This is a genomic window from Bacillus nakamurai (assembly GCF_001584325.1).
GTDB lineage: Bacteria > Bacillota > Bacilli > Bacillales > Bacillaceae > Bacillus > Bacillus nakamurai.
Genome location: NZ_LSAZ01000041.1, coordinates 131,585 through 148,750, shown reverse-complemented (window position 1 = coordinate 148,750; position 17,166 = coordinate 131,585). Strand labels below are relative to the sequence as shown.

At 45.9% G+C, this 17,166-nt stretch carries 12 protein-coding genes and 1 riboswitch; all 12 genes read right to left on the bottom strand.

Annotation, left to right across the window (positions count from 1 at the left end):
- Positions 1-48: 48 nt before the first annotated feature.
- Positions 49-1,329: an acetylornithine deacetylase gene (locus tag AXI59_RS15900; protein ID WP_061528700.1), complete on the bottom strand. Its 1,281-nt coding sequence runs from the start codon at positions 1,327-1,329 to the stop codon at positions 49-51.
- A gap of 103 nt (positions 1,330-1,432) precedes the next feature.
- Positions 1,433-1,538: riboswitch (TPP riboswitch) on the bottom strand.
- Positions 1,539-1,549: 11 nt separating this feature from the next.
- Complete coding sequence (locus tag AXI59_RS15895; RefSeq protein WP_061528699.1) at positions 1,550-2,344, bottom strand: ABC transporter ATP-binding protein; 795 nt, start codon at positions 2,342-2,344, stop codon at positions 1,550-1,552.
- Positions 2,345-2,475: 131 nt separating this feature from the next.
- Positions 2,476-3,258, bottom strand: coding sequence for an RNA polymerase sporulation sigma factor SigG (gene sigG, locus AXI59_RS15890; RefSeq protein ID WP_061520440.1), 783 nt, complete (start codon positions 3,256-3,258; stop codon positions 2,476-2,478).
- A 139-nt stretch (positions 3,259-3,397) separates the two neighbouring features.
- On the bottom strand, positions 3,398-4,117 hold the full coding sequence (gene sigE, locus AXI59_RS15885; RefSeq protein ID WP_061520439.1) for an RNA polymerase sporulation sigma factor SigE: 720 nt from the start codon (positions 4,115-4,117) through the stop codon (positions 3,398-3,400).
- A gap of 58 nt (positions 4,118-4,175) precedes the next feature.
- A complete protein-coding gene (gene spoIIGA, locus AXI59_RS15880) occupies positions 4,176-5,105 on the bottom strand; it encodes a sigma-E processing peptidase SpoIIGA (RefSeq protein ID WP_061520438.1) in 930 nt (309 codons plus the stop codon).
- Positions 5,106-5,320: 215 nt separating this feature from the next.
- The gene (locus AXI59_RS15875) at positions 5,321-9,607 is read right to left on the bottom strand and encodes a S8 family peptidase (protein ID WP_061528698.1); all 4,287 of its coding nucleotides are present in this window, start codon (positions 9,605-9,607) and stop codon (positions 5,321-5,323) included.
- A 286-nt stretch (positions 9,608-9,893) separates the two neighbouring features.
- A complete protein-coding gene (ftsZ, locus tag AXI59_RS15870; RefSeq protein WP_061520436.1) occupies positions 9,894-11,045 on the bottom strand; it encodes a cell division protein FtsZ in 1,152 nt (383 codons plus the stop codon).
- A gap of 35 nt (positions 11,046-11,080) precedes the next feature.
- Positions 11,081-12,394, bottom strand: a complete 1,314-nt coding sequence (gene ftsA, locus AXI59_RS15865) for a cell division protein FtsA (RefSeq protein WP_061528697.1) — start codon at positions 12,392-12,394, stop codon at positions 11,081-11,083.
- A gap of 558 nt (positions 12,395-12,952) precedes the next feature.
- Positions 12,953-13,735, bottom strand: coding sequence for a cell division protein FtsQ/DivIB (locus tag AXI59_RS15860; protein WP_061520434.1), 783 nt, complete (start codon positions 13,733-13,735; stop codon positions 12,953-12,955).
- A 129-nt stretch (positions 13,736-13,864) separates the two neighbouring features.
- A complete protein-coding gene (gene murB, locus AXI59_RS15855; protein ID WP_061520433.1) occupies positions 13,865-14,773 on the bottom strand; it encodes a UDP-N-acetylmuramate dehydrogenase in 909 nt (302 codons plus the stop codon).
- A 31-nt stretch (positions 14,774-14,804) separates the two neighbouring features.
- Positions 14,805-15,893: an undecaprenyldiphospho-muramoylpentapeptide beta-N-acetylglucosaminyltransferase gene (gene murG / locus AXI59_RS15850; RefSeq protein WP_061520432.1), complete on the bottom strand. Its 1,089-nt coding sequence runs from the start codon at positions 15,891-15,893 to the stop codon at positions 14,805-14,807.
- Between the two features lie 114 nt (positions 15,894-16,007).
- A complete protein-coding gene (gene spoVE, locus AXI59_RS15845; protein WP_061528696.1) occupies positions 16,008-17,108 on the bottom strand; it encodes a stage V sporulation protein E in 1,101 nt (366 codons plus the stop codon).
- Positions 17,109-17,166 lie beyond the last annotated feature (58 nt).

The window sequence follows — 17,166 nt, the reverse complement described above, 5'->3', positions numbered from 1 at the left end:
CCTTTACCGTTCTTTTTCTTATTATATGAGCGGCCGGGCCGAACCTTGTCAAGCAGGGCAATCTTTTTTGCGGCTGCACCAGGTGATGATAAATCTCAGCATGATTTTCGTATAGTCAATAAGCTCCTCAACGGACACTTCCTCGTTTACGGAATGGGCGTTCTTCAGGTCACCCGGCCCGTATATAACGCTCGGAATCCCGGCATCGTAAAGCCAGCCGCCGTCTGTTACGGTTTGTGATACATCTGTAACGGGCTCCTCTTCTTTGACGGCGCGGTGCGAAGCAGCCAAAACAGAAACCGCCGGATGATCAGGATCTATTTCCAGCGCCGGAAAAATTTCGCCCCTGTCCTCAATCATTGAAGAGCCTCCCCATTTGAAAACCGGTCTGTTTTCCCTCAGCCACACATCACTGTCGCTGATTCGGTTCACATAGTCTTCAATTTCCGCCGCCACTTGTTCATGTGTTTCGTTCGGATAAAAGTGGACGGTAATCCATAAGCGGCACTCATCCGCAACAAAGGCAGCGTGCCTTCCCCCTTCTATGACAGCGGGGTTGATCGTATTTGTGCCGGGGGCAAAGCCGGGATAGCTTTTCATTACCGACCAGTGGCGCTCCAGCTCTCCGAGGGCGCTGATGATCTTCGCCATTTTTTCAATCGCGCTTGCCCCGAATGTGCCGCCGCCCGCGTGAATCATATTGCGCCTCATTCCGTCGTGAAACGTTTTTGCGCTTTTGATTTCTATCCAGCCGGTAATCACTCCGCCCTGGCCTTGAATATGCAGGCTGCTTGTATCCGCAATAACCGCAAAGTCCGCATGATAACCGCGTTTGCAGCATTCAAGCGTTCCCGCTTCACCGACCTCTTCGCCAATGACGGACTGCACAATGAGATCGCCCGGCAGTTGTAAACCGGCTTCATGAATCAGCTTCAGGCAGAAAAGCACGCATGCGAGCCCGCCTTTCATATCAGAAGCGCCTCGTCCGATTAACATGCCATCTTTTATAAGCGGCTGAAAAGGGTCAGAATCCCAGTCTTCCCCGTTTTCTTCGGCTACGTCAATGTGTCCGTTTAGAATAAGGCTTTGATAATATTCGGAATCGGTCCCTTTTAACACGCCGACTACGTTCGGATCTTCAGGGTAGACATCCCATATATCGACAGAACAGCCCATTTCTTTTAAAAACCCGGCAACCCATTTCTGCGCGGATTTCGTATTTCTTGCGGGCGGCGCGGGGGTCGGAAAGGATATTAAGGTTTTGGCGATGCTGATTAAATCAGCCTGCTGTTCATCTGCTTTTTGTAACATCATATCAAGTTGGTTCATTGGAAATCTCTCCTTCTTGCTGTATAGAAAAAAACCATTTCAATGAATGAAACGGTTTTACAAAAGCGAAGAGGCGCGGCAATGTATAAACCGCCGCTTCTTCCGCTTTTTTTCACCGCTTCCCTCCGCTGGCATAATCCAGATCAGGTCCGTTAAGGGTTGAGACACACGCCTCTCTCAGCTGCCAAACAGCACCCCCAGGATGAAATGTATTCACTTTTTACACGGTTGACGTTTCTTTCGCCCGTGTTAAAAACGGCCGGTCATTGTTCCACATCACGCTGACCGGCATATCAAAAAAGGCAGAAAGCCGTTCATCAGAAAGCATGTCCCTTATCCCGCCTGAGGCGAAAACTTCGCCTTGTTTTAAAAGCAGCGCTTTATCAAATACCGGTAAAATTTCTTCAGCAAGGTGGGTGACATAAAGGATTGACGGCGCATGTTCTTTTCCGGCGATATATGTAATTGTGTCTAACAGCTTCTCCCTCGCCATAAAGTCAAGACCGGTCACCGGCTCATCCAAAATTAAAAGCTCAGGGTCAGCCATTAAGGCCCTCGCAATCAGCGCCCTTTGTCTTTCTCCTTGGGATAAGGTCTCATAGCGCCTGTCCGCGTAACCGATCGCGCCCATATCCTCCAAAAGCCCGATCGCTTTTTCCCTTACTTGTTCACTCGGCGTTTCGTATAAACCGATAGAGGCGTACGCACCGCTGAGCGCGATTTCAAATGCGGAATCCGCAGGATATAATTTGTGCTGAAGCCCGGCTGACACAAGGCCTATTTTTCTTCTGAGCTTATCACCGAGCTCTGTTTTTCCGAATGGATGGCCGAGCACCTGCATCTCTCCTGAAGTTGGAAAGTAATATGAGCATAACATATTTAACAAAGCTGTTTTTCCGGCACCGTTTAATCCGTACAGCACCCAGTTTTCATTTTTTTCAACATGCCAGTTTATATTTTTCAGAATCCATTTGCCGTTTCTTTTTAATGACACGCGGTCCAGCTGTAAAATCATTATGGTCCCCCCTGTATATTTATTTCAATTTTCTTAAAACTTTTATTGATTAGAATACATGACTTTTTAGCATACGTAAACCGGAGACATGAAAAAAGCCTTTAAAACAAAGGTTTTAAAGGCTTTTCCCGTTATTGATGGATGTTCTTATTCATTTGTTTAATGGCTGCCTTTTCGAGCCTCGAAACCTGAGCTTGGGATATACCGATTTCTTCAGCCACTTCCATTTGGGTTTTTCCCTGGAAGAAGCGTTTGCGCAAAATCATTTTTTCCCGTTCGTTCAGCCTTCTCATGCCTTCTTTTAAGGCCAGCTCCTCAATCCATTGTGTATCCTTGTTTCGCTCATCGCTGATCTGGTCCATTACGTAAATCGGATCACCGCCGTCGTTATAAATCGGCTCAAACAGCGACACCGGATCTTGAATGGCATCAAGGGCAAACACAATTTCTTCATGGGGCACTTCAAGAACTTTGGCGATTTCCTCTGCTGTCGGCTCCTTGCTTGTCTCACTGATTAACCGCTCTCTTACTTGAAGCGCTTTATATGCGATATCACGCAGCGATCTTGAGACGCGGATCGGATTGTTATCCCGCAAATATCTGCGGATTTCTCCGATGATCATCGGTACAGCGTATGTTGAAAACTTAACATTATGGCTTAGGTCAAAATTATCAATGGATTTCATTAGTCCGATGCAGCCGACCTGAAATAAGTCATCAACATACTCTCCTCTATTGTTAAACCTTTGAATGACGCTTAAGACAAGGCGCAGGTTGCCGTTTACCAGCTTTTCTCTTGCTGAATCATCGCCTTCATCCTGCAATTGCTTAAATAGCTTTCTCATCTCTTCATTCTTGAGCACCGGTAATTTGGAGGTATCCACCCCGCAAATTTCGACTTTATTTCTTGACACGTTTTTCCCTCCCAACAGGAGCTGCTGTACAACGTTAAGTATCTCCTCGGGTGGGAAAAATATGCACCTTCATTTTACAGAAAAAAACATCTGTCCAAGGTAATCCTTGCAGCAGTAAGGGTTGGCTGAAGGAAATTTTTTACACCATTTTGTTAAACTCTTTTCTAAGCCTTTTTATAATTCGTTTTTCAAGCCGTGAAATATAGGATTGGGAGATTCCCATCATATCAGCTACATCTTTTTGTGTCTTTTCTTCTTCTCCTACAAGACCGAAACGCAATTCCATGATCTGCTTTTCTCTCTCGTTTAATTGCTCTAGCGCTTTTTTGAGAAGCTTTTTATCAACATTTGCTTCAATGTCTTTTGTAATAATATCATCATCTGTTCCGAGCACATCTGAAAGCAGCAGTTCATTTCCGTCCCAATCAATATTAAGCGGCTCATCAAAGGAAACCTCTGAACGGATTTTATTGTTTCTGCGCAGGTACATTAAAATCTCGTTTTCAATGCAGCGTGACGCATAGGTGGCAAGCTTTATTTTCTTTTCCGGGTTAAAGGTGTTTACCGCCTTGATTAAACCGATTGTACCGATGCTGATCAAATCCTCGATATTGATGCCCGTATTTTCAAATTTGCGGGCGATGTACACGACAAGGCGTAAATTCCTTTCAATTAAAATGGCGCGCGCCGCCTGATCCCCGCTCGGCAGCTTTACAAGCAGCACCTGTTCTTCTTCTTTTGACAGAGGCGGCGGCAGTGCTTCGCTTCCTCCTATGTAATAAACTTCATCACTTTTCAGTCCGAGTTTCATCAGCCATTTATACCAAAGATATGTCAAACGCAGCTTGAGTTTTTTCATCTTCCTCCCCCTTCTAAATACCATGCGGATTGAGTATGATTAGTAACAGACTTTTACGTCAGGATACATGTTTCACCGCTTTTCCCATCAGCATTTTCGGATGAACGATCGCGTCAAATTCACCGTCTGCTGATAATTGTCTCGTGCTGATTCCGATCAGGCATTTCTCACATGCGATCATTTCATCTTTTGTTAAAATCGTGACGTAATCCGGCTTCAAGCAGAGTAAAAATTGATGGTCCTGGCCGACGCCCCTGTACGGGATCAGCCTGAGTTTTTCTGCGTGCCGGAACGAATCATCAAGCTTTTCGATCACCTCAAGCGGACTGGCGGTTTTGATAATGTCCATTTCCTTTTCCCCGAGAAGCGGGGCAAACTTATCAATATGAAGAATCATGACCGGCGTTTTCGTCAGCGGATCGTACAGCTGGTTCCCCGAATCCACCAATCCTTTCGCGTGGATCGTCTGTCCGCCGAATTCAGCCTGCACCCTGACGAGTTCATCATACTGAATGGATTTTGTTTCGATCTCTTCAATTCTTTTTTTCGAAAAAAACCACACAGCGGGAAATCCGATAACAACAAACATCCAGCTGATCGGATCACCGAATCCGGTCTGGCTTGTCACCATTACGCCATGCTGTACGATTGATTTTGTCTGCAATAAGGAATGAACACCGATCATTCCCCCGCCGACGAGGAACGTTGCGAAATAAAAGGCAAACAAATTTTGAAAAAAATACCGAAACCGTTTAAATCCGAAAGCCGTAAGCACGATGACAACTGAAAATGCCATTTTCCCCGCCGGGTGCTCCACAAGCGGCGAAACCGGGGTGAACATCAAAAGCACAATCGTTGAACCGATGAAACCGCCAGCCGCCACTCTTCTTTTTTTCACCTGGCGTTTTAAAATAAAGGCCGTCAATAACAGCAAAAGAGAATCAAAACAAAAGTTCAACAGCCAAATGACATCCAGATAGATTTTCACATCTGACCCCTCTCCTCTTTTGTCTTACATACCTGTTTCTCTCTCTTGTTTCATAAGTATAAAGCAAGCTCTGTGGGAAAGTCTGTCAATTAATGTTGAGGGGAAAGTACAATTTTTAAGGGATAATCGTTTTATTTGTCGAGGATGCCGGTTTGGTCATTTTGCTAGGTGTATCATCCGAAAAAGCGCTGCCCGTTTAATGGCAGCGCTCTTTTTTATTCGTTAATATAAAGTTTTCCTTTCGCTGTTTGTCTCGTTTCATTCCCGTAGTCATCTCTTACGATAACGTCAATTTTTGCTCCGTTCGCTTTAATGGAAGAGGTGGCCGTCCAGTATCCTTCATATCTTCCCGGAGAAATTTCTCTCAGCGGAAGCTCCGTTGCGTTTTGGGTACTCGCGCGCGCATTTGTCAGCGGCAGACGGATGACAAACGCTGCGTCTAATTTCTTTCCGCTGGAGAAAGCGATTTTCACTGATTCTCCGGCTTTTAATATTTTATCCTCTCCGGGAACTAACCCAGAAATAACGGGGGCGGTGAAATTTGCATCGATAACCGTCTTTTTCGTCGTTTTGTTTCCCGCTTCATCCGCAGCCGTGACTTTGATTTCATTACTGCCGTTTTCCAGAAGAATTCGGGCTTGGTATGAGCCGTCTTTCACCTCCGCTTTTTGGCCGTTCACTTTCACCCATTTCAAGTAATCGTCGGCAGCTTTTCCTTTTACGGTCACGGTTTCTTTATTTGTTTTATCTCCGTTTTTTGGATTATCAATCGTCAAATCCGGTTTGTCCTGATCAAGTATCACCGTGACAGGGCTGGAAGCGTCAGTTGATCCCCTGTCGGTTGACGATGATGCCGTCAGTCGATTGGCCCCTTTACGAAGTAATACATCAGTCTGGAAGGTGCCGTCAGCTCCGGCTTTTGTTTGAGCGGCTTCTTTTTCATCGTTGTAAAGACGGACAGCCGTCTCCGGAGAAGCGATCCCTTTTACCGTAAGTTTCTCCTTATTTGTAAATGATTTGTCCTGCGGAGAAGTAATCTCAGGCACAGATGCTTCATAGTCTACCAAAGCGCGGATCATATAATTTCCGTCTGATTTATCCGCTTTTGACCAGCTGCCGCCGATGTACTGCCAGTTTCTGTTTGAATACGTGCTTCCGTCATCAGCTGACAATCCCGGTGAATAAGGATCGGGTTTCGTCTGTACGAAGACGAGATAAAAATCCTTACCGACCGCAACTCCTTTTGAGCTGAGATCGACTTTTGTCCATTCACCGTTTCGGAGCGCTTCAGCCTTGAAAGGACCGGCGATTTTTTTACCGGGCGAACCGTCTTTTTCCGACGCGTCGTATACTTCTATTTGAAATTCCGTGCCGCCAGGAGCAGGCCAGTCTTCACCCCAAAATTTAAACAGCCCACCTGTCAGCATGCCGTGTTCTTTTCCGTCAGCGAGCGTCATCTTGACCGCAGATTTGCTGCCTGCCTCAAAGTACGACATTGCGGCTTCTTCCACACCGTTATCATAAGCAATTTCGCCTTCATAGCCGATATACGGCTTCAATTCGGCGTTTTGGGTGACATTCCCTTTTACATCAACAGAAAATTCGTTGTTGTAATACCCTTTCGCGGCTATTTTGATGGTATAGGAGCCTTCGTACGCCTGAAGCGAATATTCCCCTTTGTCATTCGTAACCGCCGGTTCAATCGCAGCATCCTCGATGACATACAGCGTGGCGCCTTTCACCGGTTCTCCCGTTGACTGATTGATGATTGTGCCTTTTAACGTGCCGGATGGCATTTTTTCCAGCATAAAGTCTGCCTGTGCCGTTTGATCTGATTGAATGGAGACGCTTTCTGTTTTTGGCTGATACCCGTAAGCCTCCGCTTTCAGCGTATAGCTGCCCGCTTTATGAGAAAGGATGTATTTGCCGCTTGCCGGGTCTGAATAAACGGATTTTCCCGTCTCAGCAACACTGACTTGCGCTCTGAGCGGAAGCAGGTTTGTTCCGCGTTTCACATCTTTTTCTGCTGATGTTGCCGCCGGTTTCGCTTGTTTAGGATTAACAGCTTTTTTCTTTAGTTTGCCGGACGGCTTTTGTATACCGAGTTTATTTTTTTTCATCTTGCCGAGAGAGCTGGCTGAGAGGCTGACATCATCGATATACCATCCATCTTCATTTACCACTTCATCGGACTGCACATTAAACATAACTTTAATGTTTTGGCCTTTATATGCCGATAAATCAATTTCTTCATCAGCCCAGCCTGCCGAGGCTCCATTGTAAATACCGGCCTGCTCCCAATTCGTTTTCCCTTCTGGCAGCACAAACACATACCCGTAATCAAAAAATTCTTCGAGCTTGTGCCAGCTTTTAAACTGCAGGAACAGGTGCCCTGTATCCGGCACTTGAATCGGAGGCATCACCAAATTCATGTTGGCTGAATCGGCGTAAGGGCCTGACAGATTCGTCGCATATACTTTTTCTCCGGAAACTGCTGCGCCGGGACCTGAAATCGGAACGCCCCATTCCCATTGATCGTGTGTTCCGTAACTTGACCAACCGGCGGGCTGCGATTCAAAATCCTCTTTGTACCCCGCGGTAATGCTCGGTTTAATGGAAACCCGGTACGTGTCAGATTCCGTCGAATGGCCGCCAAAGTCCTTTATCGTCCATTTGTAGCTTACAGAGTTGGCGGTTATGTTCGGGATTTCCGCTTGATATGTTCCCTTTTTTTGATCTCCGCTTTTTTGTACCGCGGTGATCGTTTTCCACTCTCCTTCATCAAACTGATAGGAAAGTGTGACCTCTGTAACGCCCACATTGTCTTCGGCTGTGACAGTTAACGGAAGACTCGCGCCTTGATAAGCTTCTGAAACAGGCTCATGCTGATATACGGGCGGTTCGTTATCTTCACCTGCTGTCGACACCTGCCCTTCTATTTTCCCGATTCCGTCAGTTACAGCCGAAACGGCGTCAAATGCATTGACCAGACCGTGGCCGTAACCGTTATTCGGTGAATCCGGAAAGACGGAATCGGTCAGCTTTTCTGCTGTGCGCGTCAAGACGTCTTCCATTTCATCGACCGTAATAGAGGCATTCGCCTGCCTCAACAGTGCCGCTGTTGCCGCCACATGCGGGCCGGCCATAGAAGTTCCGTTCCAGCCGCCTTCATATATTCCCCCCGGCACTGATGAACGGATATTGACTCCCGGAGCCGAGATATCCGGCTTTGTCTCATTATACGGTGAAGGGCCTTGAAGTGAGAAATCAGCGAGTTTCTTTTGGCTGTCGGTAGCACCTGTCGCAAATGCTTCCGGATAATTGGCGGGATTGGCAATCGATCCCGGTCCTCCGGGTGTAAACAGGTCTTCATTTCCCGCAGAGAATTCCGGAAAAATGTCAGCCGCTCTCCACGCTTTAACCATATCCCTGTACCACTCGTCAATTCCTGAGCCGCCGGCCCAAGAATTATTCACAACGTCCGGCGCCATTTCAGGGTGCGGCTTTCCGTCTTTATCTTTTGGCGCCAACACCCATTCACCGGCATCCAAAATGTCGGCATCAGTCCCTCCGTCATCCGAGAAAGCTTTTACCGCAATCCATTTTGCGCCGGGAGCAACGCCGATTTGATTTGAGCCGTCAGGTTCAGAACCCGTCATTGTTCCGGTCACATGAGTGCCGTGGTCAAGGTCGTCATAGGGAGCATCTTTTTGGGACACGGCATCATACCAGTTCATTTCATGGTTCGGCTGAGCGGGATTGTTAGGGTTGTAGCCGCGGTATTTCTCCTTTAATGCCGGATGATCCCACTCAACTCCGGTATCAATGGACGCAACAACCGTACCAGTGCCGTCATAGCCTAAAGCCCAGGCTTTAGGCGCATCGATTTGGCTGATATTCCATTCGATACCGTCTTTTGCTTTGATCACTTTTTGTTTTTTCTTCATTTGAAAAGGTACGGATGATTTTGTCAGCTGACGCTTTTCATTCGGGAGCACTTTTTCTACTTCAGGAAATGAAGCGACTTTTTCCATTACCTCTTTCGAAGCACGGACAGCCATTCCGTTAACAATATAATAAGAATGAATATGGTCTGCCTTGCCATTCTTTTTTTGTTTTTCCAAGTAAGTTTTTATGTTTTGCTGCGCATCATCAGCTGTCACCTTTAAAGAAGAGACAACGGCCGAACGTTTTTGATATTCTGTTTTCGCGGCTGAAAGCGAATGTGACTTGGCTTTCTTTTCGGCCGCCTTGGCAGCTTTTTTCGTATCAGCCCGCTCTTTGAATTTAATGAGAAATGTGACTTTATCATTCTTTTCAAAACGTTTCTTTACAGAATCAGAAATCTTATGCTGGATGGCCTTCGATGAAGAGAGTTCTTTTTTTAAAGAAGCCGCTGCTTGCGTGCTGTTCGCTCCGGCCGCGCCCGGAAAAAGCAGTGAGCTAACGACAATGGCGCTTAAAACGGAGCCCGTCCACTTGTTGCTCGTTTTTTTCCTCAATCGTATCCCCCCCTTATTTGGAAAAAGAATGAAATTTTGTCGCCCCTCCTTTAAAATTGGAATCGTTTGTCATTTCGATGTTGTACGTTAAATGTAGACAATCTCCTATTCAGATATTGTCGTATTCTGTCAGAAAGCCATATGAAACTAAAAACGCTTCAATGGTCATGTTTCATGCATAGGGATAAAGAATCTTTTTTGTTTTTTGAATCGGAGGACATGGGGAAAAAGACTGCCGATAGAGGAAAGAAAAAAGGACAAAACCATGTGGTTTTGTCCTTTTACATCAGCCGCGTTTGTTGCGGTTTCTTAAAAATGTCGGAATATCCAAGGCATCATCCGCCGGCTGTGATGTATGGCGGTTTGCCGTATTTTGATGATGCTGCGTTTCTTCACGCTTTGGCTCACGCTTAGCAGCATTTTGGTTTTGCGATTTTAATCCCTGGTTTAATGTCGGGCGCTGCGGTTTTGAATCGTCCTTTTCCTGTTCAATAAACCCTGTTGCAATGACGGTGACGACAATTTCATCTTTCAGGTTTTCATTGATTACTGAACCGAAAATCATATTCACGTCAGGGTCAGATGCAGATGCGACGATATCCGCAGCTTCCTGCACTTCGTAAAGGCTCAAGTTCGTGCCGCCTGTGATGTTCATCAGAACACCTTGCGCTCCGTCAATTGCCGCTTCTAATAACGGGCTGGAAATGGCTTTTTTCGCAGCTTCTGCCGCACGGCTTTCTCCGGTTGCAATTCCGATTCCCATCAATGCGGAACCTTTATTGGACATGATGGTTTTGACATCGGCGAAATCCAGGTTGATCAATCCAGGTGTCGCGATAAGGTCTGAAATACCTTGAACCCCTTGGCGAAGCACGTTATCAGCTTCACGGAATGCTTCAAGCATCGGCGTGTTTTTGTCAACAATTTCAAGAATACGGTCATTCGGAATAACGATCAGCGTATCCACCGCTTCTTTCATTGCTGTAATTCCGCCTGCCGCCTGCAGCTGGCGCTTCCGTCCTTCAAATGTAAACGGTCTTGTCACGACTCCGACAGTCAGAGCGCCTAAATCCTTTGCGATTTGGGCAATAACCGGCGCGGCTCCCGTTCCGGTTCCGCCTCCCATTCCGGCTGTAACGAAAACCATGTCAGCGCCTTTTAACGCTTCTTCGATCTGTTCTTTGCTTTCTTCAGCGGCTTTTTTGCCGACTTCAGGGTTTGCACCAGCTCCAAGACCCCGCGTCAGTTTTTCACCGATCTGCATTTTCACTTCCGCTTTTGACAGGTTAAGAGCTTGTGCATCCGTGTTCACCGCGATGTACTCTACACCCTGCACTTCGTTTTCAATCATTCGGTTGACCGCGTTATTTCCGCCGCCTCCTACTCCGATTACTTTAATTGATGCTAAGCCGTCTATGTTTGTTTCGAAATCCAACATGCTAAATCCTCCTAATCTGCCGAATGACTATCTATCTATTCCCAAAACATGCTTAATAGTTTTTTCATTTTGCTCGGTTTGTTCTGTTCGGCTTGTGTTTTTTGTTTTGCTTTAGGCCGCTGCTGTGCCTCTTGCCGCTGATGATGCTGTTCTTCGTGTGAAACCGCAATTTCCTGCACGGCTTCCTCCGGCATATGAAAGCCTATTTTTCTTCCTTGGATTCTTGCGTTTCGGCAGGCGAATTGTATCAAGCCGACACCCGTCATATACTGAGGGTCTCTCACGCCGATATAGTTCGGGCTTGCGACTCTTACATTGTGCCGCAGCACGTCCTGAGCCAATGAAAGAACCCCGGGCATTGCGGCCTGTCCTCCGGTCAGCACAAAGCCGCCAGGCAAGTCGGTAATCCCCATATGTTCGATTTCGGCTGCAGCAATCTCAAGAATCTCTTCCACTCTTGCTTCGATGATATTGGCGATTTCCTGCTGCGTAAAAGATTGCTTTTGATTCGTTCCTATGATGGTGACTTCAAATACTTCATCTTCTGAAGCCTCATCATAAAAAGCATGTCCGAATTGTTTTTTTACTCTTTCCGCCTCTTCGGTGGACGTCCGTAAACCGATCGACACATCTTTTGTGATGTTTTCGCCCCCGAGCGGAATCACGGTGGTCGCTTTAAGGTGCCCCTGTTCAAAAACCGCAACCGTCGTTGAGCCGCCGCCGATGTCAATCATTGCGACGCCGAGGTTCTTTTCGTCTTTTGATAAAGCCGCCGAACCGGCCGCAAGCGGCTGCAGGCAGATATCCGTAATTTCGACCCCTGCTCTCTCCACACAGCGAAGTAAGTTATGTAAGATCGTTTTTGAGCCGGTAATCAGCGTACCTTCCACTTCCAAGCGGACACCAAGCATTTTTTTCGGATCTGTAATTTCATCTCTTCCGTCAACGATAAACTGTTTCGGAACGACGTCAACGATCAGCTGCTCATGCGGGATCGAAACGACCTGTGCCGCCTCCATCACCCTGCGGACGTCTTCTACGTGGATCTCTTTGTTTTCACTTGAAACAGCGACAACGCCGTTCGTATCTTGAATATTAATATAATTTCCATTAACGCCGACAATGGCTTTTCTCAGCGGAAAACCTACCATTCTTTCAGCTTGGTCAAACGCTTTTCTTATAGAATGAACGGTTTCATCTATATCAACGATTGAGCCTTTTTTCAACCCTTCAGACGGTACATTTCCCACTCCGATAATGTTAAGGGAATCATCTGTCATTTCTCCGACGATCACTTTTGTATTGGACGTACCGATGTCAAGACTGACGTAAAGTTCATTGTTGTTCATTCTATGGCACCTCCTCACATTTCGATCAATTCTATTCTATTATTTGCGGAACAACAATACAATGAATGTGGCTTTACAAGTGTGTAACAAAAACAACAGCAACAACATATTCTTAATCTGATTTCTCACAATTTATGTTTATTGAAACTATTCGTTATATTCTATGTATATCCTCTTTTATATCACATTTTTTTTATTTTTTTTGAAGACGGCCCACCTTATCAGAAGTTTTCTTTTGATGGCGTCATATTGTGCAATCACTTGATGCAAATATACCCGCTTTATACAAGTCTACACTAAGATGAACCTTCAGAAAAGCTATAGATATTGCCAGAATCATACAAAAAAAGAAGAAACAGGAGGAAAATTCCAAATGCAATGCTAATCTCATGACCCGTATTCATTGCACTGAGAATTTTCCGCTTGTCTATCAGCCATATCTTCAGCAAAAAACAGACATAGTCATAATTATCCCGCTATCGGTTATATCGGCTGCCTGTGCTGATTTTAATAGATTGTTTTGAAGGGTCACAAAAATAGGTCTTTAGACTTATTTCATCAATTCCCTTTCTTCTTATCAGCGTTACCCTTGTTAAATTCTTCAAAATATGTAGCGACTTCTAAATGGATAATTCCCTTTTTTCCATCCAGCTGCGAAATAATAGAAGGATAGGTTTTCATTTTGCTTGCAAACGTCTTAATAGAAGCCGTAACCACATATCCGTCGTTCATATACAGCTTGATCCGGTCATTGTCCATTTTTGCCGGCGTGTAATAAATTTCAGAAATCGACTGTTTTAAAGAACCTGACAGCTTTTCAAGCTCCTTCGCCATCCTGATCCGTTTTTTCCCGTTTGTCCAGTTTACTAAAATCGGCCCGGCGTCATCCGGAGTGACTTCGCTCGGCAGTACGGTGCCGTTTTCCAGCACTTCATAATACACGTCGTTTTTTTGTAAATACGCGATGGTCTTATACTCTTCGATGCTGATGTTGACTTTGTTAGGAAAGGCTTTTGTTATCGCCGCCTTTTTCACCAGCTTGTTTTGCTCGATCTTTTCTTCTGTTTTTTTCTTATTCAGACTCCAGAATTCGGTTTGGCCGTTATGAATATCAGAAAGCGCGGCAACCTCTTTTGCAGATACGTTTTCGTTTCCGGAAACGGAAACAGAAGATACTTTACTGATCGGCATCTGCAAGTATACGATAATCAGCACCATCATAAAAAAGAGCAGAATAAATGAAATGAGACGGCGGTTTGCTTTTTGTTTTCGCTGCTCTTTAATTTTCGGAATCCGTTCTTCAATATTTACGATTTTTTCTCTTTCATGATTCGGGTTCACTGCCTGTCCACCTCACTAAGAATGAAACAGCTTTACATTCGTCTGATTGAAAAACAAACGGCATGCCGTGATGCCGTTTGCCATTTGTTCAAAGTATATCACATGAGCTCGTGTAAATCAGAGAACCATTTAGCGATTGCCGATGATTTCAACTTCTGTGTGCATTTCCACGTCATATTGCTCACGGATTGTCTTTTTCACGTAATCAATCAAGTCCAGGACGTCCTTGGCAGTCGCTCCGCCGGCATTGACGATAAAATTCCCGTGCATTTCGGACACTTTGGCGCCGCCGATCTGATATCCTTTTAATCCCGCTTTTTCAACGAGGCTTCCCGCATGGTTCGGCAGCGGATTTCTGAATATGCTTCCCGCGCACGGGCTTGAGTACGGCTGTGTATTTTTTCTGTAGTCTTTGTTATTTTGCATTTGCGCTGTAATCGCTTCACGTTCCTTTTGCTCAAGCTTAAGTACTGCCTCAAGGCAGACGCCGGGCCGTTTCTTTTGCAAAATAGACGTTCTGTAGCTGAAATCCATTTCTTCATTCGTGAGCCATTCGATGGAGCCGTCTTCAAATAAAATACGGGCTTTTACAAGGATTTCACTCATATCCGAGCCGTGCGCGCCGGCGTTCATATAGACGGCTCCGCCGATTGATCCGGGAATTCCGGCCGCAAATTCAAGGCCGGACAGCCCCTTTTTACTCATGGATGTAGCCAGGCGGACAACTGAATAGCCTCCTCCGACCGTTACTTGATCACCGTCAAGCTCTAAATGGTCAAGACCGGGTCCGAGTTTTATGACAACTCCCCTGATGCCTTCATCAAGCACGAGCAGATTTGATCCGCGTCCGATGACGGTCCATGGCAAATCATATTTTTTCACAATATCCATAATATCTTTGACCGCTTCCACCCGATTGGGAATAATCAAAATATCGGCCGGTCCGCCAATTTTCATCGTTGTATGATTCGCGAGCGGTTCTTGTTCTAACACTTTGCCGACTTCGCGGTCTTTTAATTCCTGTATCACGTTCTTCATCGTAAACCTCCGCATTCCAATTGCACTTCTCTTATTTTTTAATATCTTCCATAATACTGTACAGTCTGGCTGCCGCATCTGGAACACCGAGTGACTTTGTCCGCTCACTCATGTCCTTTAGTGTTTCTTCATTCATTACGATCCGGTCAAGAGCGGCAATCAGCTTTTCTCCGCTAAGCTCGGTTTCTTTCAGCACAATTGCAGCGTCATGCTGGCTGAGCGCCTTCGCATTGACCTCCTGATGATTGGCTGTAACGTACGGGCTCGGAATGAGCACGCTCGGAATTCCGAGTGCGGTAATCTCGGCGATTGTTGTCGCACCGGCTCTTGCCACAATCACATCAATTGATTTTAAGTACTCCGGCATTTGGTGCAAAAACGGTTTTGTCACCATATTATCCGCGGCTTTGCCTTTCAGCTCCGCCGTTACCTTTTCATAATGCACTTCTCCGGTAATATACAGCACTTGATAAGGCCTCGTTTTTAATTCTTCCTGCATGTCAATAACGGCGCGGTTAATAGGGGCTGCGCCTCTGCTTCCGCCAAAAATCAGAACCGTTTTTTGATTTTCTTTCAGTCCGAATTCGGTTAATGAGCGGCCTGTCTTAATTGAGACGACTTCAGATGCTCTGGGGTTTCCCGTAAAAACAACTTTTTCAGCAGGGAAATGCGATTTTGCTTCTTCAAAGCAAATCGCTACCTTATTAACATATTTCGAGAGAAACTTATTTGTGATGCCCGGAAGGCTGTTTTGCTCATGAATAATCGTCGGGATCCCCATTTTCGCAGCCGCGTATACGACAGGTCCGCATACATAGCCGCCCGTCCCGATGACAGCATCCGGTTTAAATTCTTTTAAATACGATTTGCTCGTCTTCACGCCTTTTAAGAAACGCATGACGGTTTTTACATTTTCAAAAGAAAGTTTTCGTTTAAAGCCCGTAATTTCAATTGAACGAAACGGAATGTTTTCCCGTTCGACGATTTTTTTCTCAAGGCCGTTCTCCGTTCCGATATACAAAAATTCCACATCCGGATGACGGCGCTGCACTTCTTTAATAAAAGCCAGGGCCGGGTAGATATGTCCTCCCGTACCTCCTCCGCTTACTGCAATACGCATTCGTATGTCCCCCTTAATCACATAGCGATAACCCTGTTTTTTAGGACAGGGTTATTGATGTTGTCTGTTTTTTTATATTACGAATATATCATGAATTTTGAGGTAAGATACAGATCAATACCTCGAATACCGGCTGACATTTAAGAGTACGCCGACGGCCATAAGCATCAGTGTCAAAGATGAGCCTCCGTAGCTTAAAAACGGCAGCGTAATCCCTGTCACCGGAATGAGGCCCGTCACAACACCGATATTAATCATGACTTGAATGGCAATCATCGAAATAATACCGATGGCGACGAAGCTTCCGTATAAATCCGGAGCGCCGAGTGCGATTCTGACGCCCCGCCATAATAAAATACTAAACAGCAGCAATATGAGCGTACCGCCGATGAAGCCAAGCTCTTCTGATAAAATAGCGAAAATGAAATCGGTTTGCGGCTCCGGCAGATAAAAAAACTTTTGCCGGCTTTGGCCGAGCCCCATCCCGAACAGCCCGCCGGGACCTACGGCGTACAGCGACTGAATGATCTGAAAGCCGCTTCCAAGCGGGTCCTCCCACGGATTTAAGTAAGAGGTGATCCGCTTAATCCGATATGGAGCGGACAGGACGAGGGCCGCAAACCCGCTTAGTCCGATCAGCCCGAGAAACGCAAAATGAGCGATGCGCGCACCGGATACGAAGATCATTACGATACACGTGCCCACCATAACCGTCCCCGTTCCGAGGTCGGGCTGGCACATAATGATAATAAAGGCAGAAAATACGATTCCGAGGGCGGGAATGAATCCGCGCCTGAATGACGTAATGTTCTTCTGTTTTTCAGAAAGAAATTTAGCCAGAAACGCAATCATCGCGAGTTTCATAAACTCCGAAGGCTGAATGCTGAACGCTCCCACACCGATCCAGCTTCTTGAACCGTTCCGCACCATTCCGACTCCCGGAATCAAAACGAGCACGAGCAGAAAAAAACAGATAATCAGAAGCAGTTTCGACCAAGTCCGCCATGTCCAATAATCTACGTTCATTATAAAAAACATGGCAATGACGCCGATCCCCGCAAACAGCAGCTGCCGTTTCGCAAAGAAAAACGAGTCTTCAAATTTATAATCCGCCCATACCGCACTTGCACTGTAGACCATAATTAATCCTATTGTTAAAAGCAATAACGTAATAATGACTAATAACAAATCAGGCGCTGTTTTTTTAGTAGTCAAAGCAATCGACACCCCAAGCATAAGTTCATTAGGGCTGCCGAAATTCTTTAGACAAGCC